Origin of the sequence: Methylobacillus flagellatus KT (genome assembly GCF_000013705.1) — a bacterium.
In the GTDB taxonomy this organism is placed as follows: Bacteria; Pseudomonadota; Gammaproteobacteria; order Burkholderiales; family Methylophilaceae; genus Methylobacillus; species Methylobacillus flagellatus.
Genome location: NC_007947.1, coordinates 2,912,122 through 2,930,650, shown reverse-complemented (window position 1 = coordinate 2,930,650; position 18,529 = coordinate 2,912,122). Strand labels below are relative to the sequence as shown.

Genomic DNA, 18,529 nt, shown 5'->3' with positions numbered 1-18,529 from the left:
TTAAAAATTATTGGGCTTCGCGGAATGCTTGAACTGCAGTGCGAAGCTGATAGCCCATGAGAGGCCATATCTGCTCGATGGCGTTCTCTTTAGCCGCTTCACGCCCTTTCACTGGGTCATGCTGCAACGGGTCAATCGCTCCATAGTTGATGCCGACAACCTTCGTTTTGTTATTCAACACAAGTACGCAAAACGTGACCTGATCTAGGCCAGTGTGGGTTGCCGCAGCAGTACCAAGTTGTGATTCACCTAGCACGCCATCAGCAGCAGTGAAATAAAACTCGCTGCGGATATTGGCTAAAACTTCCTCGCGTGTAATTCGCGGGGCATTTAAATCAGTGCTCATCGTCATCCTTTCACTTTGTGAAATGCTCTCGGGATAAGAACACTTCAAAAAGCGCCCGGCCCTCGGGGAGGGATGGCCAGGCGATGATCACTACTTAATATTCTGTAATCTGTTGTCCACGCATTTGGCGCATGACATCTGCAGCAATGATGTCTTCCCGGGTTACATAGTCGGTTTCACCGGGCTGGATGCTGGCGCAGCCGGGCGAAATCATCAGCAAGCTGACAATGAAGAGATATTTGTTCATGCTTTCTTTACTCCTTGCATAAAAGTGAGTCCTTCTTGCTTCAAGTTTTCAAGCATTGCTACACCTGCATCCTCGCTGATGTCGTCATTCCCAATTTCTTCCAAGATGGCAAGTACTGCGATTGCCCCGGAATAAAAAAGGAGGCTAAAAAGCTTCATCTCTGTTTCAGTAGCATCAGGTGGAATCGCTTTTGACGTTAGGTCTTCAAACGCTGCCTGGATGGTGTTCATACGCTGGCCATATCCAGAGCCAGCGGCTTCCATTGGTCCGTATCGCCAACCCGCTCATAGAAGCGCAGGTAGCTCTTGCTGCCGGTAACCTGGACGGCGTCGCTGATCGCGTCCATTGCCTTATTCCACTTTTCATCCACGATGTTCAGGCGGCGCAGACCCAGCACCCGGCCGGTGTTGATATTGCCTTCTTTGTCCACCTGGAAAGCGTCATTCACTAGTACGCGGATGTTGTCATTGGCTCCTTGCGACCAATTGTGGATGCACTCATCAATCAGGCTCTTGGCCGCCTGTAGGCGCTCATCAAACGTCAGGCTTTCGGCAATGGCGCGTTGAATCTTGTAGCGGCCGTCGAAGCTCACCAGACTGACGTTACCCTTCTGTCCGCCTAGCTTTGCGCCATATATCTCGCCGCTCATTTCAACGAATGCCTGGATATCAGCAAAGGTGTCGTCCTTGAATGCGCGTAGTGCACTACTCAATGCCTGGGCCTTTTCAAACTTTTCCTGCACTAGCTGGTCTCGCGCGAGGTCGATCGGCTTGATCTTGCTCTCTAAAACCAGGTCACCGCGTGCGTTCTGGCGATAGCCTTCGGGTATGTTGGGATGTGTCATTGCTGATCCTTTCCTGTTTTCAATATTTCGCTCAGCTTTACTGGAGCCTGGCGTTTTTTGGGTTGGCCTGCGGTAAAGAACTTGCCCTTGCTACGGGTTTGTTCTGTTCGTTGCTCTACCTTGAATTCAGCCTTGTCGGCATAGCCCGCGATGATGGTCAGCAGGTAGCCGTGGCTTTTGAGCGGCAGTGTCAGCGATTCACGCTTGTTGATCATTTCGTTCAGGGCTTGCGCCCAATAATCCAACGGTGCTGCGAGTTGCTTGCCATTGCGCTCGATCTTGGCGGCTTCGATCATCGGTAACAGCTCATTGAGCAGGTTGGCCACGCGGTCCATGGACAAATTGCGCTGCGCTGGGCGAAACAGGCCAATGTATAAGAGAAGCGTTTTGCCGAGGCTGGCTGGAAGGCGCAGCGCGATCTGAATAGCCTCACGTGCACCTTCGTGGCCGATGGCAGCATCCAGGCTGATGGTGGCGCCGCAAGCGGGGCATGAAAGCCGCATAACTAAATTGCCCTCCGGACTGCTGCAGATGGCTGTAGCGGGTGTTCCATCACGACTGGCTGCTTTTCGCACAGCAGCTCATGGCGCATGCCGCGCTGAACCAGGCGCATGGTGGTGAATTGATCAGGGCTGTTGGGAACGCATGCCTTGATCATGTGCTCGATGCGGAAAAGGCTTTGTTGTTGCTCATCTGGATCAAGGTAAAAGTGCGTGACCCAGTAACCGATGAACATGCCCACAATGACAGCTAAGCAGCGCTCGATGCGTAGCTCGGTGAGTGTGAGGTAGCGAAACCTGGACTTAGTGCGCATGGCTGATGCTCCTGTCCTGGATTGGCGAGCGGGTGTTGGCTACCAGATCGTTCGGCAATACTGGCTGCCTGGCCCAATGGGTGAAGTGCTCGGGGCTTTGAACTATTTCGCCTTCAGGAGCCCAGTGCCAAACGTTACGGTTGTCGATATACGCCAGCACCAACACCGGCTCTTCGCCGTCATCAGGCGCCCAGACAACCAGCACATCTTGCAGTGGTTCTGGCATGGTGGCCGGAGCCACCGGGTTCAATGTGAGTTCAATGGTGAACATGGCGGACTCCCTGAATGCGCGCGACCGCGGAGACTGAGCCGGACAAACGCATGGCCTGCAGTGTGGTCTCGATGGCGCTGAATGACGAGTTTGCAATAGCGTTGACCTGGTGGCGTTGCACCATCCCGGCCTGTAGGTATTTGATCTTGACGATGTAGGTATGCATGGTGGCTCCTTAAATCTGGAAGATCACGTCAGCGCTGACCTTGGCCTCGCCGATCTCGGCGGCCAGGTTCATTGCCTTGATGACCAGGTTGTTGACCTGTAGCGGGTTCATGTTGGATATCACGGTAGAGCCACTGACCCGCGTCAGACGTTTGCGAATGGCATCGAACGCCGAGGCATCCAGGACGTTTTCGACGTTCGCACCTACGCGCTGGAACTTGAACGCCAGGTAGCCTTCCAGGTTGCGGTCCAGGGGGACCAGTTTGGCCACCTCGCAACGATTGATGAACTCGCGGGCTTCTGGGTAGTTGGCCACGTTCAATTTGTCCAGCAGCTCGGGCTGGCCGATCAAGATGATGGAGAGCAGCTTGCGGAAACCATCTTCAATTTCATGGAATCTTTTTAGATGCTTCATGCACGTGATGGTGAGATCGTGGGCTTCCTCAATAATGATCACGTGACGGAAACCTGTCGCCGCACTCGCTTGCAGCTGCTTGGTGATCATCCGGGTGCGTGATTCCAGCGAACTCGGCATGCGGCTATCAGGTTGCAGGTCTCGCAGGATCGCTTCACTGATGCTGGTTGCGCTCAGACGCGTCTTGTCGATGATCTGCGGATAGATGATTCGTACCTGATCACCTTCACGCTGGATGCGGTCAATCAGGTCTTTACGCAGCACGCTCTTGCCGCCGCCAGATTCGCCCACAACCGCCAGCAAGCCGCCATGCTTGGCATTGGCATACATGGATTCCCGGATGTAGCGGATATCGTCGCTGGTGAACACATCTTCGGGCCCCGCAATGGCTTCATCGTCAAATGGTGATCTGAAAATGGAAAACTGTTTCTTGGCATTGGGGGATAGCATTTCGGGTTCTCCGATGGGGTCAATCAATAGGGCTTTCTCTTCGGCTGCAGCCGCTGCTTGCGCTCTCTGCTGTTTGGCTAGGATGCGCCGCGCTTCACGGACGGTTGTTAAGTCGGGAATGCGACTGCCTTCGTTGTCCTGCTGCCAGATGTTGGCGATTGCATGCCTTGGGACGCCGCGTGATAGCAGGAACTGCTCGGTCTGCTGGATAATGCTGTTGGCAGGGGTAGCCTTGGGCCAGCGATCCCAGTTCAGCAGCTGGTTGCCCGCAGATCTCGACATGGGGAAACCTCCCACGAGGGTGACTGACGCGCACCATTCGGGCTGCTTGATGAGGTACTCGGTAAAAACTTTTTTCAGCATCAGCGGCATGCGAATCCCCCGTTTAAATGCCAGGTTCAGCTGATTCATGGCTGCCCCCGTTGGTTTTAATGTTTCCGTTCATGTAAACTTCTCCTCGGGCTTTGCCCTTCGCTTAGTAAATGGCACCTTGCCGGGTGCCTACCTGACCCTTCCGTGCGCTAACACGGAGGGCGTTATCACTTCACAGCCACGAGTTTCGGGGCCGTTTCCAATTTGCCTTCCAGAGCAAGTACTGCTTCCTGGAGTTGGTCTTCTAAAATGCCCTCCGGGTACCACACCTTGAGGTTTTCGCTTTCCTCCGCCGTCAATGTTCGGCCCAGCAAATTGCGCAGCTTGACCTTGGCCTCGATGTTGGATAGCGGCTTGACTTCGATCTGGAGCCGATTGGGGACATTCAGCATTTCGCCCGGCCGCTCAATGAAGGCAGGCGCCTGTACGTCCGCCAGGTGTGAATGCGCATTGATGCGGCCATTGAATGGCACCTTGTTGCTGCGCTTGGCGGCTTCGATTTGCTCGGCAGACATACCTGGATAAGCCAACTGATCTGCTGCCTTGCTGGCTTGCTCGACCACGGTATCTGGCTGAGATTTGAAGCTCTCGCCAAATACCGCAGCGGTATCCGCAAAGCCGGATATGGCATCGCCCGTGATTGGCTGCACGATCTGTGAGGTTTCTTCACCAAGGTAATTGCTGAAGCTGACGATGACATTGCCAGCGCCGTAGACCATGGGGCTGACCTTGACAATCTGGCCAATGTGGATGCCAGGAATATGGCGTAGATCGTAATACTGGCGCTGCTTGGTGACCGGGTTCTTGAAGCTCACTGTCAAGTCCTGCATGACCTTGCGCTCAACATCGGTGCCAGAAAGCAGCTGGCGGCAGACTTCGATATCCGGCAGGATGCGTAGCTGCTCCTTGCGGATCATCTGCCATAGGCCATACCGCGCCATGGGCTCGGCCATGTGCTTGCGCTTGAGGCGGGAGTCATAACCGGGGATGGCATTGGCGTTATAGGCGTTATACCAATGCTCGGCAGCGAGGTTGAGCTCATCGACGTTGTTGACCGGCTCCAGGCGCAGCCTAGATTCAAATAATGTTTCAACCAGGTTGTTGCCGTTCTCCACTCCGCCCTTGGCGCGGGCGTTGCCTGCGGTGTGCGGGATTTGCTGCACATCAAGGGACCGCAGCGCATTCTTGATAGCGCCGGCGCTGTTAGCCGAACCTTTATCCCAGATCAGCAATCTCGGCACCCCATGCAACAAGGTGCCATCTTTCTTGCTCCAGCAATAAAGCAGAAAATCGTAGAGGTTGGCCTGGGTCTCGCCCTTGGCCTGGTAATACTTGACGATGATGCTGGCGCTGTAATGGTCTGTGAGCACATAGCGCCATACCTTGAATTCAACCTTGGCGAGGGATTCCAACTTATTTTTGTAGAACTCGTCGTCTCGTATGATGCGCTGCTCGCCGTTGGGCAGGTAGTACACCAGGCACAGGCTGGGATCGACCTGATGCACATGGTTGGGGTGCAGGCTGCGCATTCTTTGCGATGGGGTTGCCAACTTTTGCGCAGCCAAATGCATTTGGCGATCGCGCATCAGGGTATTGATGCGGCTGTTGCTGACAGCGATATCAAAGCCGTTTTGCGCCAAAATGCTGGTCGCCAACGGGGTCTTCATCGTCGCTTTGCCATTCTTGCGGATGCCCAGGCGCTCGAAGCTGCTCACCATGGCCAATGCTTCCATGTTCTGGCTGGTGGTGCCGCGATCCGCTCGTACCTTGCGGCCGCTGGTCCAGCCGATCGCCTTGAGCTGGCTGTATACCTTTGCGCGGCTCCATCCGTAATGCTGCATGGCCTGCTCGATGAGCACGCCTTTTTCGCGGTGGCTGGCTGAATCCAATTGGCGTGCCAGGCTGCGCATTTCGTCGGCAATGGTGAGTGAGCTGGGGGCTTCGATTGGCATTATTCGGCCTCGCCCGCTGCTTGTTGCTCAGGGTTGAATACATTGATCAATGGACGCGCACGATCCTTGTAGCCGCTGAACACCTGCTCGCAGGCTGTCATCACTTCGGCGGCCTTAAGCGTCACCTGGTCGATGGCATCAAAATACACGCAGGCCATGGCTTCCAATGCGGCTTCATGGTCGCCTTCGCCAAAATCCTCAGTGAGGATCACATCGCGCAGGGTGTCGAGCTTGTCCAGGCTTTCCAGCGCCTGGGCGGCGACCTTGGTCGCCTCCGCGCTGATCTCGAACGCACGAGGCGTCCAGTCGCTGGTGCGGTTGCGCATCTTGTGCAGGGTTTTCTCCAGGTCGTCGAGCTTGGAGTTCTTGCTCTCAATGATCTTGCTCTTGGCTTCACTGTCGGCCTGCAGTTCCTGCAGCTGGCTTTCCAGCTCGGTCTTTTCCTTGACGTGTTTGCTGATCAGGTCTTCGGCTAATTCCAGCAGCGTATCCTTGTCGCCTTCTCTGGCGGCTTCGATCAGGGCGGTGCGCTGGTCGCTGGGCAGCTTGCGGAACTGACGCAGGTCTCGGTAGCCGATGCCAATCCTTTGCATCTGTTCCAGAGCGTCCTCACCAAATGCCTGCAAGTTGGCAATGTCCTGGTTGGCTTTTTCATCGGAAATTCCAAGCAGGCTGCAGAATTCGGTCCATGTCCCTTTTAACTCCAAACCGTTTGGAGTTTTTGTTCCTGCAAGCTCCCGGTAAAGCTTGTTTTCCTTGACGATCGCCAGTTTGGAAACTCCAAACGTTTGGAGTAAATTTCCTGCTGCCTGGAATGCCTGCGCCTGACCAAGCAACTGATTGACCAGGTCGCGGCCTTGGCTGTATTCCTGACCAATAGCGGCAATCTGATGCTCGGCAATCGTTTCCTGATGTGCCTCAGTAGAGATTGGGGCGAGAATATCGGTGTTGATGGATGGTGCTTTTGCCATGTTCAATCTCACTATTAGCTAGGGGTGCGGGTGTAGCGCTGCTGTACTTCATCAGCGCGTCGTTTGATTTCTGTCAGGCTTTGCTGGAACTGGGTGGCTACCTGAATCAGCTTTGGCCCTAGTCGCCAGCGGCGCTGGTCGGTTGGCAATGGTTCTGCCAGGCCTACTTCTTGCAGCACGCGCAGATCGCGGGTGATATTGCTGGGGTTGGTTTTCAGTGCCTCGGCTAGTTGGCCGGGCGCCAGGCCATCAAACTCATGGCCTGCAAGCAGGAGCAACACCCGATAGCCGCGCTCTTGACTGCTGCTGTTGTATTTTTTCTCCGCCATTGATTATTCCTCTGAAAAATCTAGTTCTGGCTGGGCATAGGTGCTGACATTGGCGTGGTGCCAGCCGATGTCGCCCATGGTTAGCTGCAAGGCAAACAGCGTGTCTTCCAGGTCTGTTTGCTGTTCATAAAAATTGGACAGGTGCATGAATGCCTGGCTGAAGTTCTGCTGCAGCTCCGCCAGGGTGGTCTGGCTAATGCGTTTGCCAGTTGGAATATCGATCAACAGCTTATTGGCACTAGTCGCCAGCCAAATACTGATGAAATTGATGCCGCATGCCGCCTCAAATGGTGGTATCAATCGCGTGGGCAAGCTGCCGCCTTGAACCCATTTGTACAGGTTCCACTTGTTGGTCACGCCCATGAGGTCGGCCACGCTATCGACTGAGCGGTTCAGCTTCTCTCTGGCATGGTCCAGGCATAGCTCCATTGCATGAGGCAAGCTGCTCGGGCGGATGCGTTTCCAATTTTTGCGGATTTTGGAAGCCATGATTATTTGCCCTTCCAAACAAAATCACTTTTTGCTACTGTGCAAAAGGATTGCAGTTGATGAAAATGCAGCCATGTTTTGAAACGAAGGTAACGAACATGGATGCAGTACATTTGAACGAACTGGCAGGCCGCATTGAAGGCATTGGCCGCACGCTGTTGCTGTTGATTGATGAAGCCGCGCATGAGGGGGTGATAGAGCGTCATGACTTTACAGCTCGCCTTCGGCAGCTTGCTGCTGCGCTGGATGTACAGGCTGATCATCATTTGCCTGTGGCGCGGTTGACGATGCAGCGGGCTGCTGTTCAGATTGAGCGGGGTACTTGAAGCCGGGGCCGAAAATAGCTTCATTGGATGGGAATGAAATCCTGGTCATCATGCTATGGCTCCATATACGGTATAGGGGTAATCGCCTAGGATGGCGCGTATCTCTACTCGCGCCTTGAATTTGGGAAAGTAGACTTGGATGCCTGCAAATTCGGACTCTACATCCTTGGGAAAGTCATTGATGTTGCCGAGTTGCGGCGTTAGTCCTAGACGCATGTACTCAATCAGCGCCTCTTTGACGATGGGAGAAAGCTTCTCAGACTTCATGCTGCTATTTTCTCCGGCTGTTTTATGCCTGCCTTGACGGCAATTTCGTGTGCGCGGCCAAAATTGGCTTTGTCTACGCCGTTGAGGACGCGGTAAACAGCAGATGGCGGAAAACCATTTTCTTCCGACCATTGACGGATAGTTTTACCCTGGCTGCGCAGCCAGGATTTGAAGCGTTGGACGGTCATTTTTGGTGATCTCCGTTTGATTTTGGGGTGTTGGCGACTCTTTTTGCATGGGAATTAGCCAACATTTATGTGTGAATTATTACGCACATTTGTGCGTAATGCAAGATATTTATACGAACGGGTGTGCGTTTGATTCATGAGCGTCTTAAAACAGAGCGGGAAGCTTTAGGGCTGAGCCAGCAAGCATTGGCAGATCAGTTAGGTGTGTCGCTTCGCTCTCAGCAGAACTACGAGGCTGGCAAACGTGTGCCAGATGGCGAATATTTAGCTGCAATTGCCTCTTTAGGTGCAGACGTGCTTTACATACTTACAGGTCAACGCAATTCAGCAGCACCTGCTGAATCAGCTCTTTCAAAGGGAGATCGCGTTTTGCTGGAAAACTTCCACGCTGCACCCGAGCAAGTTCAGGCGGGAGTCAAGACAACGCTTGGCGCGTTTGCGCCTGTGGCAGGCAAACATAAAAAGGCGGGATAGTTTTTAAGCGGTGCGATAAGCACAGTGTCTTAAGGGGATAAGCATGTACGAAGTTTTAGGGCAAATATTTGCCGGACTTTTTTTCATTACATTGATTTTTTCCTATGTATTCTGGACTAGGCTAAAAGTAACAAAAGAGACAGTGTTAAAAACTGAAGTAGAGCTTGATAGAGTCAGAAAACTGCTAGCGACTACTCAAATTGAGCTGAGAGAGCTGAAAGTTAATGGAGTTATTGCACGCCGTTCTGAGCCAAGGGTCGAGCTAAAGTTTGAGTCCCAGATAAGACCTGCGGTTGTTGAACCTTGGGAGGTCATTAGGGCAAGAGCATGTGAGGCTGAAATTAAGCAGGAGCTGGAAAAGCTGGATGAGCCAACATCGGAGATCTGGACCTATAACTACATATTCAGTCGTATTGAAGGTTTCTTGCATGAACTGGAGGGATACGCTCCAGGCAGCGAGTTTGTCCGCTCCATTAAACTTCAGATGCCTGAAATCCGCATCAAGGCTAAGAACAGGTATGTCCTAGGCAGGGTAAAGGAAATATCCAACAAAGCAGCCAGAGCCGCGACTTTCAAAACCAGACAGCGTTATGCTACTGAAGCCTTGCAGTTATTAAATGAGCCGACCTCAGTTGAAGCTATTGATCCGGCAGAGCATGAGCGCTTAAGGGCTGCTATTACGCATTACATCGCCCAGGTGGAAATAGATGCGCATATTGAGAAAGCCCATCGTTTTGAGTTCAAGGACAACAAGAAAAAGGCGCTTGAGTACTACAAGGAGGCTTTGTATGCCGCCACTCATGACAATATTGACGATATTGATCAGAAGGAAGTGATTGAGTGGTTGCAGGCCAAGATTGAGGCGATTGAGACCGGTCAACAAAATGATGAAATTGAAAATATGCCTAAAGCACTGGAAGGCTTTTTATAATCATGAGACGTCTGACATTGGCTTTTTTTGCGCTGTTGGTAATTGGTTGCGCTACAGATATGGATCGGCACATCGGGAAGTTGATTCCGGGTGAAGCTAGAGATGGCTACAGGATATTGACTTACCGGGTTCCAACAGCGCCTAATTATCCTTTGAATTCGCCAGATGCTGAGAAACGGCGAATTAGATGGTTGGAGATGGAGCTGACTGACAATGGCTATCGTACAGACAATTATGTGATTGTATCCAGAGAAGCGATTGTAAAGCCAACATGGACAGAGCAGCATGATTTGTATTATCAGCTTAAGGCTTATAAGAAATAACTAAACAAAAGAAATTTTGACTTCCACCGCTTATCTTTAGGTAGTTGTTATAATTGAAATTTTAAGGGGAATACCATATGGCGCAAGATCCGAAAAACACAAATAGAAAACCTTCCGTACCTGCACAGGATAGTAGAAGAAGTATTAATGAAAGCAATACCAGGGTTAATAACAATAGTGGTACCGGCATGGAGAAAAAAGGCAATGTAGTGTCTAACACAGCCTCCCCTCCTGATCGCGGCAACAAACCTAAAAAATGATTAACACGGAAAAACTTTCCTCTGAGCAGTGGGGTTTGCTTTTTGATGTTCGTCGATCAATACGCTATCACGATAAAAGGCGCAGCTTCTTTCTAAGGCTGCATCAATTCACCTCTGTGCTGACAATCATGATGGCGGGGTCTGTTGTTTTTGACTTTGCGAAGCCTGGTGAGGTGTCTTGGTGGCTAAAGGTTATAAGTCTGGGTACTGCTCTCCTAGTCATTTTTGACTTAGCGTTTCGATTTTCGGAGAAGGAAAAAATACACCTTGATCTGAAAGGCCGTTGGATTGACCTGGAAAGCAAAATGCTCAGTAAGCTTGATGATGAGTCGGCATGGAATGAGTTCTGCCTAGATCGATTGAAAATTGAACAAGATGAACCACCCATTTACAGAGCTTTAGATTTGCTCTGTCACAATGAGCTAACATTTGCAGAAGGGTTGAGTCAAAGTGAAAGATTTGACATCCCTTGTCACTATCTACTCTTTAAGAACATCAGCCACTTTCATGATATTTGCAATAAAGTTAAGAAGTTTCCAAAAGAAGAAGATCAATAGGTTTTAATTTGTATTAAAGGACTCGCAAGAGTCCTATCCCTACCATGGCGGCATGACTACAAGCCGCCTAATCACCGACATCATCATCCACTGCGCTGCCACCAAAAACGGTGACAGCCTGTTTCGTCCGCACCCGAATGGCGGTGCAAGCATTCCCCCCGTCGCCTTGATTGACGACTGGCATCGCAAGCGCGGGTTCAAGCGCTCTGCAGAAGCTCGCAAACGCCATAACCCGCAGCTCTCCAGCATAGGCTACCACTATGTGATTTATACCAACGGCGCATCTGCATCCGGACGGGCTGAGTGGGAGATTGGTGCGCATGTGGCTGGGCAAAATGGCCGCAGTATCGGCATCTGCCTGATTGGGACGGACAAGTTCACCCGCTTGCAATGGGCCACGTTGGCAGAGCTGGTGAAGCTGTTGCAGCGGCTATATCCACGTGCGCGCGTGCTTGGCCACCGCGATTACAGCCCGGACCAGAACGGCAACGGGATTATCGAGCCCTGGGAATGGACCAAGATTTGCCCAGGCTTCACGGTGGCTGATTGGCTACGAGGCGACATGAAGCCATTGGACGGCCATATCTTTGAGGAGTCCGCCAATTGAAAGCCTGGCTGAAGCATCTCTCCCCGCTGATTTGCGACCCGGCAACGGGTGTTTTATCGCCTGCCAAGGTCTGGATGAATATTGTCAATCTGGTGGTCAGCTACAGCTTCTTGGCGGAGACCGCGACGTTAGGTGAGGTCAGCTCGGAAAAATGGCTGATTTACCTGGCCATCGTAGGTGCCCAATCTGCTGTTGGCGATTTTATCAGTCTGCGTTACGGCGGCCGTGGGCAAGGCGGCCGTCATGGATAACCGGCTGTTTGCCATGGTCGGCCTGGTACTGACGGCCTTGTTGCTGGCCGGTCTGCACCTCTATGGCCAGCATCAATTCAGCCTGGGCGAGGCAGCCGAGAAGGCCCGCTGGGTTGCCCGCGACAATGCCGCGCTGCGGGCAGCCAACGCGGAAATCGCCGAGCTCAATACCCAGGCCCGCGTGCAGGAGCGCCAGCACGCTGAGGCTGTCGCCACTATCTCTCGCCAGTTCCAGGAGCAACTCCACCATGTCAAATCCCAGAAGGACAGCGTTATTGCTGATCTGCGTGCTGGCGCTGTGCGCCTGCGCATCCCGGTCACCCCTGCCAGTACCAGCGCAGCCTGTAGTGGTATCCCCGCCGAGGCTTTCGCCAGCGCCGCCGGACGTGATGGTGGCGCGCGAGCCGAACTTTCTGCAGAGGCTGCTGAATTTCTTGTCGGACTCGCCTCAGAAGCCGACGAAGTCGTCGAGCAATTGACCAGCTGCCAGGCATTGTTGCGGGCGGATCGGCAGGTGCAGCAATGAGGCCGGAAGACTGGGCGCAGGAAATGGAGCTGCGTGAGCGAGAAGCCGGGATTGCGGAAAAGCAGCTGCAAGCGTTGCGCAGTGGCCCTGGGTATTCGCACTGCAAGGATTGCGGCGAGGAAATTGAAAAAGAACGGCGGGCGATCAAGGGCGTGAAGCGCTGCATCTTTTGCCAGGAACGATATGAAAGGGATTTTAACCGATGCCATCGCTAGACGTGATTGCTGATTGGAGCTGGAAGATTGCGACAGGCGTGTTGTCTGCGATTGCCTTTGTTTGGGCCAGGCTGGCCAATAAAGACAAGGTGACAGGCGCGCGGATTGACGCAATCCACGAGGATATCGGCACCCATGCTGATAGGTTGTCAATCATTGAGACCAAGCTGGCTCATCTACCGACGCATCACGATATGGCCATGATCCATGAAAAGGTCAACGAGCTGAATAGCTGTGTCAGCCGGGTTGAGGGGGAGTTCAAGCAAATGAACCATGGCGTGCGGTTGATTCATCAGCATCTGTTGCAGAAGGATAAATCGTGAGTTTCAAGAAAATCCTACAAGAAGACAGGCGCTACCTGATCCTGCGTGCGCTCAACGAATCCAAGAGCTATCGCGCTTCCTTGATTCTGCTGCAGGCATTTCTGGAGAGCTTTGGCCAGGCTGTGTCAGGCGATGTGGTCAAGGGCGAAGTGGCCTGGCTGGAAGACCAGGGCCTGGTGCGCTCTGAAAAAACCGGCCAGATTATCACGGTGCAGCTGCTTGGCCCCGGTGCAGATATTGCCGCAGGCCGCGCCACTTACCCTGGCGTGCGTCAACCTACCCCTGATGAGCTGGACAATGGCTAAACGCTCCGAAGTGCAAGGGTTGCCAGCCGAGGTCCGGAAATGGCTGGACCAGACGCTGGCCGAGAACAATTTTAGCGGTTACATGGAGATTGCGGCCGCGCTGAAAGAGCGTGGCTATGCCATTAGTAAAAGCTCAGTGCATCGCTATGGCCAGAAGCTGGAGAACCGCCTGGCCGCGATCAAGGCCAGCACAGAAGCCGCTGAAGCCATCGTGAATGCATCTCCTGATGAAGGTGATGCTCGATCTGAAGCCATCATGGCACTGGTTCAAACCGAGATGTTTGACGCCATCCTCAATCTGCAGGAAGCCGTTGAGTCTGAGCCGGAAAAGCGCATGAAGATACTGGCATCCGCTGCCAAGTCCATCGCGCTGGCATCCCGCGCCAGCGTAAACCAAAAGAAATGGGCAGTCGAGGTACGCGCAAAAATAGCAGCCAAACTCAATGCAGCCAGTAATGAAGCTGAGTCTATTGCCAAGGATGCTGGTATGTCAGACGACACCTGGGCAGCGATACGAGCCAAGTTCCTCGGTATCAAGGTTGAGGTCTAGCCGTGGCTGAAAACTCCATCAATAGCGAGCCAGTCGAGATCAGCCAGGGCGAAAAAAAAGACCTCCTCGACCTGGTTGTGGAGAAGCAACAGGATCGAGGGCTGGGTCATGCGGGTTCTGATATTCCTCACATCCTACTGCCTTACCAGGCTAGATGGCATACCGATATGTCACCAGTCCGGCTGGGAAGAAAATCTCGACGTATTGGTTGGAGCTGGGGATGTATGGCCGCTGAAGGCGCGCTTGAAGCTGCCAGGGATAGCGGCGGCATGTCCCAATACTACATGGGCTACAACCTGGGCATGGCAGCCGAGAACATCGGCGATGCGCTCAAGTTTGCCCAGATTTACGGTGTGGCCGCGAGCTCCATCTCGGTATTCCGTGACCGGGAAACCATGACCGTCAAGGACCAGGAGCGCGGCGTGATTGGCGAAAGCAAGCAGGACATCACACGCTTCAAGATTACCTTCAAGTCTGGCCATGTGTACGAGGCGCTGAGTTCCGCACCCTGGAACTGGCGTGGCCGTCAGGGTCATGCGCGGATCGATGAGGCAGCTTTCCACCGTAACTTGCGTGAAGTGGTCAAGGGTGCGCTGGCGTTCCTGATGTGGGGTGGCCGGGTTGACATCGTTAGCTCGGAGAACGGCGAAGACAGCGAGTTTCATGCCCTGGTGCGTGATATTGAAGCTGGCAAGCTGGACTGGAGCATGCACAAGGTCGACTTCGACGAAGCCGTGGCCGAGGGACTCTATCAGCGCATATGCCTGGTCAAGGGTGAAGTCTGGACCCGCGAGAAAGAACAGGAATGGCGCGACAAGATTTTTTCCAGCTACAGCAACCAGGAAGACGCCAACGAAGAGCTGCTGTGCATCCCGAAAAAAGGCAGCGGCCTCTATATGCCGCGCTTCCTGGTGGAGCAATGCCAGGACGACAGCATTCCCCGCTTGAGCCTGGCCAAGGGCGAGGCTTACGTCACCGACCCGAATCGCCTGGTCGAGACCGAGCGCTGGTGCAAGGAGGTGCTGAAGCCGGTGATCGACAACATGGACCACGGCAAGCGCTCGGTGTATGGCCAGGATTTCGGCCGGTCCGGCGACTTGTCCGTGATCTGGGTGCTTCAGGAGAAAAGCGCCAGTGAATGGACGACGGCTTTCGAGCTGAGCCTGCGCAACTTGCCGTTCGATGTGCAGGCGCTGATCCGCGATTACATCCTGGACAACATCCCGCACTTCCAGCACGCCTCTTTTGATGCACGTGGCAACGGCCAGAGCCACGCCGAAGGTGCCGTGCAGCGCTACGGTGAATATCGCATCACTTGTGTCATGGCTACCGCTTCCTGGTACGCCGAATGGTTCCCTCGTTACAAATCTGCTTATGAGGCCAAGGCGATCACGGTGGTCGGCGGTGAGGATGTCATTACCGACCATCGCCGTGTGATTCTCCAGGCTGGCAGGCCCAAGATGGACGACGGGCGCGACAAAGGCACGGATGGCGGATACCGGCACGGCGATTCGGCCATTGCCGGTGTGATGGCCTGGCATGCAGCCAGCCAGGAAGGCCAGCCAGCGGCGGGCGCAACGGTGGAATCTCAGCCCGAAATATTTAAAGCGCCACGGATAGGTCGCCTGGGCCGGTGGCTGCACAAAACCCTGCTGATCGATTTAAGGCCCGTAGCGCGTTTTTTATCGCTTGGGCGGGCATGTGTAGCCAATTTGTTTTTTAACGGCTTTATGAACCTTCATAAAGCGGTATTTGCGGGACAGGAAAGGTCGGCTGATGGGCTTGTTTGATGGGATGGTGGAATTGTGGGGCAAGGTGACTGGTGCGCAGGCAGCTTCAGAAGAGGCTGAAACCTCATTCCGTGAGGCAGCAGGCTTCACTATTGATGCCGACGATGGCGAATGGCGAAAGCTGACTGGAGACAGCAAGCGCGACTTGCCGCAGATCACCCAGGAACGCATGCGCGAGATTGCCGTGCATTTGTGGCGCACCAACCTGCTGGGCAACCGCCTGATTGAATTGCCGCTGGCCTATCTGCTGGCCGAGGGCGTGGAAGTCAAAACCCAGGACGAAGCCACGACCAAGACATTGCGCCGCTTCTGGCGCGACCCGATCAACAAGATGGAAATCAAGCTGCCGAAAAAGCTGCGCGAGCTGAGCCTGTACGGCGAGCAGTGTTATCCAACCTTCGTGAATGAGGCCAGCGGCCATGTGCGTCTTGGTTACCTTGATCCCGGCCTGATCGCCACCGTCGTGGCCGATCCGGACAACCCGGAACAGCCGATCGGCATCATTACAGCCAAGGACAAGAAAGGCCAGGCACGCCGGTATCGCGTGATCGTGAATGGTCCAGAGGATGTGTTCACCCAGCGCACGCAGGAAATTCGCCAGACATTTGCCGATGGCGAGGCCTTCTTTTTCAAGATCAACGACCTCTCCAACAGCATGCGCGGGATCTCCGACTTGCTATCCCAGGCCGACTGGGTCGATGGCTATGACCAGTTCCTCTTCGCCGAGGTTGAACGCATCAACAATCTACGGGCATTCATCTGGGACGTGACCATTACGGGGGCAACACCTGAACAAGTAGCCTCACGGGCAAAAGAGATTACGGCCCCGGCACCCAACAGCGTGCGCGTACACAACGACCAGGAGAAGTGGAAAGCGGAAGCGCCAAATCTGAACTCTGCTGATACCAGCAACACTGGCCGACTGTTGCGCAACCACATCCTGGGCGGCGGCACGATTCCCGAGCATTGGTTTGGTGGTGGCGGCGATGTGAACCGCGCTGCGGCCAGCGAGATGGGCGAACCGACCTTCAAGGTGTTCTCGATGCGGCAGAAGGTTGCCAAGAGCATCCTGGAAGAGATCGGCACCTACGTCCTGCGCCAGGAATGTATCGCGGTGTTGGGACAAGAGCCCGATGAAGACGATCCAGCCTACGAGGTTGAGGTGATCTTCCCCGAGATGACATCCAGGGACACCAGCAAATATGCAAGCGCCTTGCAGCAGGTGATTGTGGCCGTAGGGATTGCCATCGACAAAAAGCTGTTAAGCGAGGAAACCGGCCTGTCCCTGATCGGCACTGTGTCCGGCAGGCTGGGGATTGAGATTGACGTCAAGAGCGAGCTGGAAAAGACCAGTACTGCGAAAACCAAGGAAGCGGAAAACGACGTGTTTACCACACCGAAAACTGAAGAAGGAGCTGCGTGATGGCTGAATTGATGATGGGGCTTCATACAGATGCCCAGGGAAAGGTTTCGAAGAAGGAAATTGCGGTTGATGCGCAAGGCCGCATCATGACAACAGGAACTGGCGGGGGCGATATGTCGATTGAAGAGGTTAAGACGGGGCTTGAGGGATTGTCAGGAGATAGTAGGCTGGATGTTCTGGCGGTGAAAGGTGCTGCCCATCAAACAGCAGATGAGAATGGCAAGCCAGTAATCACTAGTGGCGGCGTTGACTATGCGCTTACCCCCAATGCATCAATCGGTAAAGGTAAAAATTACCTTATTTACCCAGGTGTCACTATCCTGTCCATGACGGGGCTAGCCACTACAGATTTTCAATATGGCGGCTCTACTTCAGTTCGCTCAATGGACACTGACAATAAGTGGTTTCCAGGATCCACCCAAGTATTTGATGTGACCAACACAGGGGGCTCGGGTGCTGGTCTTAACATTACTCGAAATTTACCTGCCCCCGTAGCGGCATTGGGTGAAGCACCCAATATGTGCATTCCGATATGGGTGGAGGACTACACCAAGATGGGTTCCGTTGAGATCAGGTTCTCAATGGATGATATAGCGTTCGATAATTATTATCGAGCTACGTGGGGAGTGAATCCCAATGGCAATAACAGCCTCAAGCGCAACGGCTGGCATTTCGCATTCTTTGCTCCATCCGACTTCGTTGCAGTAGGTAGTCCAACCTGGGAAATGACCATTAATGCGGTACGTTTCTATCAACTTAATGCTTCGGGCGTCACCGCACCCAATGGTGGTCATGTCAAATATGACTCGATCATCTTTAATTATCGAGCAATGGCGAATTTTTGCTACATGATCGACGGGACTCAAGAGTCTTTAGGTTCTTTCGTCAGGCCACTGTGTAATTCTCTTGGTATACCGCTCACGGTGTCATTGACAGTCCAGAACATCATAGGCCAGCCCGGTTACGTTTCACTTGAGACGCTACATGGTATGGCGAGAGAGGGTACCACTTTCGTGCCTCGTAACCCGATAAGGGTGGGAGACCCTGGGGCAACGACGAACGCACAAGTTTCTGCTGGGCTTAAAGCCTCCCAGGATTACATTCGAACTATATTCAGGGGGGTTGTACCGGATGCGACTATCGAAAGATGGTTGCGCCACTGGACTTGTGCGAATGGGGTCAATGCGTTCACACAGGGTGACAGATCGCTATTCGATTACTTAGCAGAGCATAACGGCATTGTCACGGCTCGTACTACTGACACCACCAATGGCCCCATGATGATTCCGCAGGGATACGGTCAAGACAATCTGCATCAGATGCCGATTATTGATGGTTGGCCACAAGCTGACTCCGTATTCATGGCATCACTCGACAAGACTATTGCGAGAAATGCTATGGCAATAGCGTTTACCCACGGAGTTGACCACAACACAATTGTCACTTACAAAAACCTTGAGGCCAGGCTTAAATATGCCAAGGCGAAAGCAGCGGCTGGATTACTCAAGTTCCGCACTTTGCCTGATTGGTATGACGGCCTTTAACTCA

Annotated in this window: 31 protein-coding genes; 16 read left to right on the top strand and 15 right to left on the bottom strand. The window is 53.4% G+C overall.

Annotation, left to right across the window (positions count from 1 at the left end; translation table 11 throughout):
• Positions 1-7 precede the first annotated feature (7 nt).
• From MFLA_RS13895 to MFLA_RS13840, 13 genes are all read right to left on the bottom strand, one after another.
• Entirely contained in the window at positions 8-346 is a 339-nt protein-coding gene (locus MFLA_RS13895; RefSeq protein WP_048811781.1) for a Gp49 family protein, read from the bottom strand.
• Between the two features lie 94 nt (positions 347-440).
• A complete protein-coding gene (locus MFLA_RS14775; RefSeq protein WP_195742028.1) occupies positions 441-593 on the bottom strand; it encodes a hypothetical protein in 153 nt (50 codons plus the stop codon).
• Entirely contained in the window at positions 590-823 is a 234-nt protein-coding gene (locus tag MFLA_RS13890) for a hypothetical protein (protein WP_048811780.1), read from the bottom strand. Before MFLA_RS13890 ends, MFLA_RS14775 begins: the two co-directional genes overlap by 4 nt.
• Positions 820-1,437, bottom strand: a complete 618-nt coding sequence (locus tag MFLA_RS13885) for a DUF3164 family protein (RefSeq protein WP_011480937.1) — start codon at positions 1,435-1,437, stop codon at positions 820-822. Before MFLA_RS13885 ends, MFLA_RS13890 begins: the two co-directional genes overlap by 4 nt.
• Positions 1,434-1,940: a hypothetical protein gene (locus tag MFLA_RS13880; RefSeq protein WP_011480936.1), complete on the bottom strand. Its 507-nt coding sequence runs from the start codon at positions 1,938-1,940 to the stop codon at positions 1,434-1,436. The genes MFLA_RS13885 and MFLA_RS13880 overlap by 4 nt, the downstream gene beginning before the upstream one ends.
• A 2-nt stretch (positions 1,941-1,942) precedes the next feature.
• Complete coding sequence (locus MFLA_RS13875; RefSeq protein ID WP_011480935.1) at positions 1,943-2,251, bottom strand: hypothetical protein; 309 nt, start codon at positions 2,249-2,251, stop codon at positions 1,943-1,945.
• Positions 2,241-2,522 (bottom strand): hypothetical protein, encoded by a 282-nt coding sequence (locus tag MFLA_RS13870; protein ID WP_011480934.1) that lies wholly within the window; start codon positions 2,520-2,522, stop codon positions 2,241-2,243. Before MFLA_RS13870 ends, MFLA_RS13875 begins: the two co-directional genes overlap by 11 nt.
• On the bottom strand, positions 2,509-2,688 hold the full coding sequence (locus MFLA_RS13865; RefSeq protein WP_048811779.1) for a hypothetical protein: 180 nt from the start codon (positions 2,686-2,688) through the stop codon (positions 2,509-2,511). The genes MFLA_RS13870 and MFLA_RS13865 overlap by 14 nt, the downstream gene beginning before the upstream one ends.
• Before the next feature lie 9 nt (positions 2,689-2,697).
• Positions 2,698-3,915, bottom strand: coding sequence for an ExeA family protein (locus tag MFLA_RS13860; RefSeq protein ID WP_229407072.1), 1,218 nt, complete (start codon positions 3,913-3,915; stop codon positions 2,698-2,700).
• A 176-nt stretch (positions 3,916-4,091) separates the two neighbouring features.
• Complete coding sequence (locus MFLA_RS13855) at positions 4,092-5,876, bottom strand: hypothetical protein (RefSeq protein WP_011480932.1); 1,785 nt, start codon at positions 5,874-5,876, stop codon at positions 4,092-4,094.
• The gene (locus MFLA_RS13850) at positions 5,876-6,847 is read right to left on the bottom strand and encodes a hypothetical protein (RefSeq protein WP_011480931.1); all 972 of its coding nucleotides are present in this window, start codon (positions 6,845-6,847) and stop codon (positions 5,876-5,878) included. Before MFLA_RS13850 ends, MFLA_RS13855 begins: the two co-directional genes overlap by 1 nt.
• 14 nt (positions 6,848-6,861) lie before the next feature.
• Positions 6,862-7,176, bottom strand: coding sequence for a helix-turn-helix domain-containing protein (locus tag MFLA_RS13845; protein ID WP_011480930.1), 315 nt, complete (start codon positions 7,174-7,176; stop codon positions 6,862-6,864).
• A gap of 3 nt (positions 7,177-7,179) precedes the next feature.
• Positions 7,180-7,665, bottom strand: coding sequence for a hypothetical protein (locus MFLA_RS13840; protein ID WP_011480929.1), 486 nt, complete (start codon positions 7,663-7,665; stop codon positions 7,180-7,182).
• 59 nt (positions 7,666-7,724) lie between these two features.
• Between MFLA_RS13840 and MFLA_RS14770 the strand changes: the two genes are divergently transcribed.
• Positions 7,725-7,991 (top strand): hypothetical protein, encoded by a 267-nt coding sequence (locus MFLA_RS14770; protein WP_011480928.1) that lies wholly within the window; start codon positions 7,725-7,727, stop codon positions 7,989-7,991.
• Positions 7,992-8,039: 48 nt separating this feature from the next.
• Here the strand turns inward: MFLA_RS14770 and MFLA_RS13830 are convergent, their stop codons facing one another.
• Entirely contained in the window at positions 8,040-8,258 is a 219-nt protein-coding gene (locus MFLA_RS13830) for a hypothetical protein (RefSeq protein WP_048811777.1), read from the bottom strand.
• Positions 8,255-8,446, bottom strand: coding sequence for a DNA-binding protein (locus MFLA_RS13825; RefSeq protein ID WP_011480927.1), 192 nt, complete (start codon positions 8,444-8,446; stop codon positions 8,255-8,257). The genes MFLA_RS13830 and MFLA_RS13825 overlap by 4 nt, the downstream gene beginning before the upstream one ends.
• A gap of 129 nt (positions 8,447-8,575) precedes the next feature.
• Here MFLA_RS13825 and MFLA_RS13820 point away from each other — a divergent pair, with 129 nt between their 5' ends.
• The 15 genes from MFLA_RS13820 to MFLA_RS13755 all read left to right on the top strand — a co-directional run bounded on the left by MFLA_RS13820 (position 8,576) and on the right by MFLA_RS13755 (position 18,525).
• Positions 8,576-8,920, top strand: coding sequence for a helix-turn-helix domain-containing protein (locus MFLA_RS13820; protein ID WP_048811776.1), 345 nt, complete (start codon positions 8,576-8,578; stop codon positions 8,918-8,920).
• A 43-nt stretch (positions 8,921-8,963) separates the two neighbouring features.
• On the top strand, positions 8,964-9,851 hold the full coding sequence (locus tag MFLA_RS13815; protein ID WP_011480925.1) for a hypothetical protein: 888 nt from the start codon (positions 8,964-8,966) through the stop codon (positions 9,849-9,851).
• 2 nt (positions 9,852-9,853) lie between these two features.
• Complete coding sequence (locus tag MFLA_RS13810; RefSeq protein ID WP_048811775.1) at positions 9,854-10,174, top strand: hypothetical protein; 321 nt, start codon at positions 9,854-9,856, stop codon at positions 10,172-10,174.
• 77 nt (positions 10,175-10,251) lie between these two features.
• Complete coding sequence (locus MFLA_RS14765; protein ID WP_195742027.1) at positions 10,252-10,434, top strand: hypothetical protein; 183 nt, start codon at positions 10,252-10,254, stop codon at positions 10,432-10,434.
• Positions 10,431-10,991: a hypothetical protein gene (locus MFLA_RS13805; RefSeq protein WP_011480924.1), complete on the top strand. Its 561-nt coding sequence runs from the start codon at positions 10,431-10,433 to the stop codon at positions 10,989-10,991. Before MFLA_RS14765 ends, MFLA_RS13805 begins: the two co-directional genes overlap by 4 nt.
• A gap of 52 nt (positions 10,992-11,043) precedes the next feature.
• Positions 11,044-11,598, top strand: coding sequence for an N-acetylmuramoyl-L-alanine amidase (locus MFLA_RS13800; protein WP_011480923.1), 555 nt, complete (start codon positions 11,044-11,046; stop codon positions 11,596-11,598).
• Positions 11,595-11,849, top strand: coding sequence for a hypothetical protein (locus MFLA_RS13795; RefSeq protein ID WP_048811774.1), 255 nt, complete (start codon positions 11,595-11,597; stop codon positions 11,847-11,849). Before MFLA_RS13800 ends, MFLA_RS13795 begins: the two co-directional genes overlap by 4 nt.
• A complete protein-coding gene (locus MFLA_RS13790) occupies positions 11,842-12,375 on the top strand; it encodes a lysis protein (RefSeq protein ID WP_048811773.1) in 534 nt (177 codons plus the stop codon). The genes MFLA_RS13795 and MFLA_RS13790 overlap by 8 nt, the downstream gene beginning before the upstream one ends.
• Entirely contained in the window at positions 12,372-12,590 is a 219-nt protein-coding gene (locus tag MFLA_RS13785) for a TraR/DksA C4-type zinc finger protein (RefSeq protein WP_011480921.1), read from the top strand. Before MFLA_RS13790 ends, MFLA_RS13785 begins: the two co-directional genes overlap by 4 nt.
• Positions 12,578-12,913 carry a DUF2730 family protein gene (locus MFLA_RS13780; protein WP_011480920.1) on the top strand — a complete coding sequence of 112 codons (336 nt, stop codon included), beginning with the start codon at positions 12,578-12,580 and terminating at the stop codon, positions 12,911-12,913. The genes MFLA_RS13785 and MFLA_RS13780 overlap by 13 nt, the downstream gene beginning before the upstream one ends.
• Positions 12,910-13,218, top strand: coding sequence for a VpaChn25_0724 family phage protein (locus MFLA_RS13775; protein ID WP_011480919.1), 309 nt, complete (start codon positions 12,910-12,912; stop codon positions 13,216-13,218). The genes MFLA_RS13780 and MFLA_RS13775 overlap by 4 nt, the downstream gene beginning before the upstream one ends.
• Positions 13,211-13,768, top strand: coding sequence for a DUF3486 family protein (locus MFLA_RS13770; protein WP_011480918.1), 558 nt, complete (start codon positions 13,211-13,213; stop codon positions 13,766-13,768). Before MFLA_RS13775 ends, MFLA_RS13770 begins: the two co-directional genes overlap by 8 nt.
• A 2-nt stretch (positions 13,769-13,770) precedes the next feature.
• Positions 13,771-15,558, top strand: coding sequence for a Mu-like prophage FluMu protein gp28-like (locus tag MFLA_RS13765; RefSeq protein WP_011480917.1), 1,788 nt, complete (start codon positions 13,771-13,773; stop codon positions 15,556-15,558).
• Positions 15,545-16,981, top strand: a complete 1,437-nt coding sequence (locus tag MFLA_RS13760; protein ID WP_011480916.1) for a hypothetical protein — start codon at positions 15,545-15,547, stop codon at positions 16,979-16,981. The genes MFLA_RS13765 and MFLA_RS13760 overlap by 14 nt, the downstream gene beginning before the upstream one ends.
• Entirely contained in the window at positions 16,981-18,525 is a 1,545-nt protein-coding gene (locus tag MFLA_RS13755; RefSeq protein ID WP_011480915.1) for a hypothetical protein, read from the top strand. The genes MFLA_RS13760 and MFLA_RS13755 overlap by 1 nt, the downstream gene beginning before the upstream one ends.
• The last annotated feature ends 4 nt before the right edge of the window (positions 18,526-18,529 follow it).

Coding starts and splice junctions, on each gene's coding strand:
- MFLA_RS13850 (WP_011480931.1), bottom strand. CDS start 6,847: ATGGCAAAAGCACCATCCATCAACACCGATATTCTCGCCCCAATCTCT.
- MFLA_RS13790 (WP_048811773.1), top strand. CDS start 11,842: ATGGATAACCGGCTGTTTGCCATGGTCGGCCTGGTACTGACGGCCTTG.
- MFLA_RS13810 (WP_048811775.1), top strand. CDS start 9,854: ATGAGACGTCTGACATTGGCTTTTTTTGCGCTGTTGGTAATTGGTTGC.
- MFLA_RS13830 (WP_048811777.1), bottom strand. CDS start 8,258: ATGAAGTCTGAGAAGCTTTCTCCCATCGTCAAAGAGGCGCTGATTGAG.
- MFLA_RS14775 (WP_195742028.1), bottom strand. CDS start 593: ATGAACAAATATCTCTTCATTGTCAGCTTGCTGATGATTTCGCCCGGC.
- MFLA_RS13800 (WP_011480923.1), top strand. CDS start 11,044: ATGACTACAAGCCGCCTAATCACCGACATCATCATCCACTGCGCTGCC.
- MFLA_RS13760 (WP_011480916.1), top strand. CDS start 15,545: ATGGGCTTGTTTGATGGGATGGTGGAATTGTGGGGCAAGGTGACTGGT.
- MFLA_RS13885 (WP_011480937.1), bottom strand. CDS start 1,437: ATGACACATCCCAACATACCCGAAGGCTATCGCCAGAACGCACGCGGT.
- MFLA_RS13780 (WP_011480920.1), top strand. CDS start 12,578: ATGCCATCGCTAGACGTGATTGCTGATTGGAGCTGGAAGATTGCGACA.
- MFLA_RS13865 (WP_048811779.1), bottom strand. CDS start 2,688: ATGCATACCTACATCGTCAAGATCAAATACCTACAGGCCGGGATGGTG.
- MFLA_RS13875 (WP_011480935.1), bottom strand. CDS start 2,251: ATGCGCACTAAGTCCAGGTTTCGCTACCTCACACTCACCGAGCTACGC.
- MFLA_RS14770 (WP_011480928.1), top strand. CDS start 7,725: ATGAAAATGCAGCCATGTTTTGAAACGAAGGTAACGAACATGGATGCA.
- MFLA_RS13855 (WP_011480932.1), bottom strand. CDS start 5,876: ATGCCAATCGAAGCCCCCAGCTCACTCACCATTGCCGACGAAATGCGC.
- MFLA_RS13880 (WP_011480936.1), bottom strand. CDS start 1,940: ATGCGGCTTTCATGCCCCGCTTGCGGCGCCACCATCAGCCTGGATGCT.
- MFLA_RS13895 (WP_048811781.1), bottom strand. CDS start 346: ATGAGCACTGATTTAAATGCCCCGCGAATTACACGCGAGGAAGTTTTA.
- MFLA_RS13860 (WP_229407072.1), bottom strand. CDS start 3,915: ATGCTGAAAAAAGTTTTTACCGAGTACCTCATCAAGCAGCCCGAATGG.
- MFLA_RS14765 (WP_195742027.1), top strand. CDS start 10,252: ATGGCGCAAGATCCGAAAAACACAAATAGAAAACCTTCCGTACCTGCA.
- MFLA_RS13825 (WP_011480927.1), bottom strand. CDS start 8,446: ATGACCGTCCAACGCTTCAAATCCTGGCTGCGCAGCCAGGGTAAAACT.
- MFLA_RS13805 (WP_011480924.1), top strand. CDS start 10,431: ATGATTAACACGGAAAAACTTTCCTCTGAGCAGTGGGGTTTGCTTTTT.
- MFLA_RS13890 (WP_048811780.1), bottom strand. CDS start 823: ATGAACACCATCCAGGCAGCGTTTGAAGACCTAACGTCAAAAGCGATT.
- MFLA_RS13845 (WP_011480930.1), bottom strand. CDS start 7,176: ATGGCGGAGAAAAAATACAACAGCAGCAGTCAAGAGCGCGGCTATCGG.
- MFLA_RS13840 (WP_011480929.1), bottom strand. CDS start 7,665: ATGGCTTCCAAAATCCGCAAAAATTGGAAACGCATCCGCCCGAGCAGC.
- MFLA_RS13815 (WP_011480925.1), top strand. CDS start 8,964: ATGTACGAAGTTTTAGGGCAAATATTTGCCGGACTTTTTTTCATTACA.
- MFLA_RS13755 (WP_011480915.1), top strand. CDS start 16,981: ATGGCTGAATTGATGATGGGGCTTCATACAGATGCCCAGGGAAAGGTT.
- MFLA_RS13870 (WP_011480934.1), bottom strand. CDS start 2,522: ATGTTCACCATTGAACTCACATTGAACCCGGTGGCTCCGGCCACCATG.
- MFLA_RS13785 (WP_011480921.1), top strand. CDS start 12,372: ATGAGGCCGGAAGACTGGGCGCAGGAAATGGAGCTGCGTGAGCGAGAA.
- MFLA_RS13770 (WP_011480918.1), top strand. CDS start 13,211: ATGGCTAAACGCTCCGAAGTGCAAGGGTTGCCAGCCGAGGTCCGGAAA.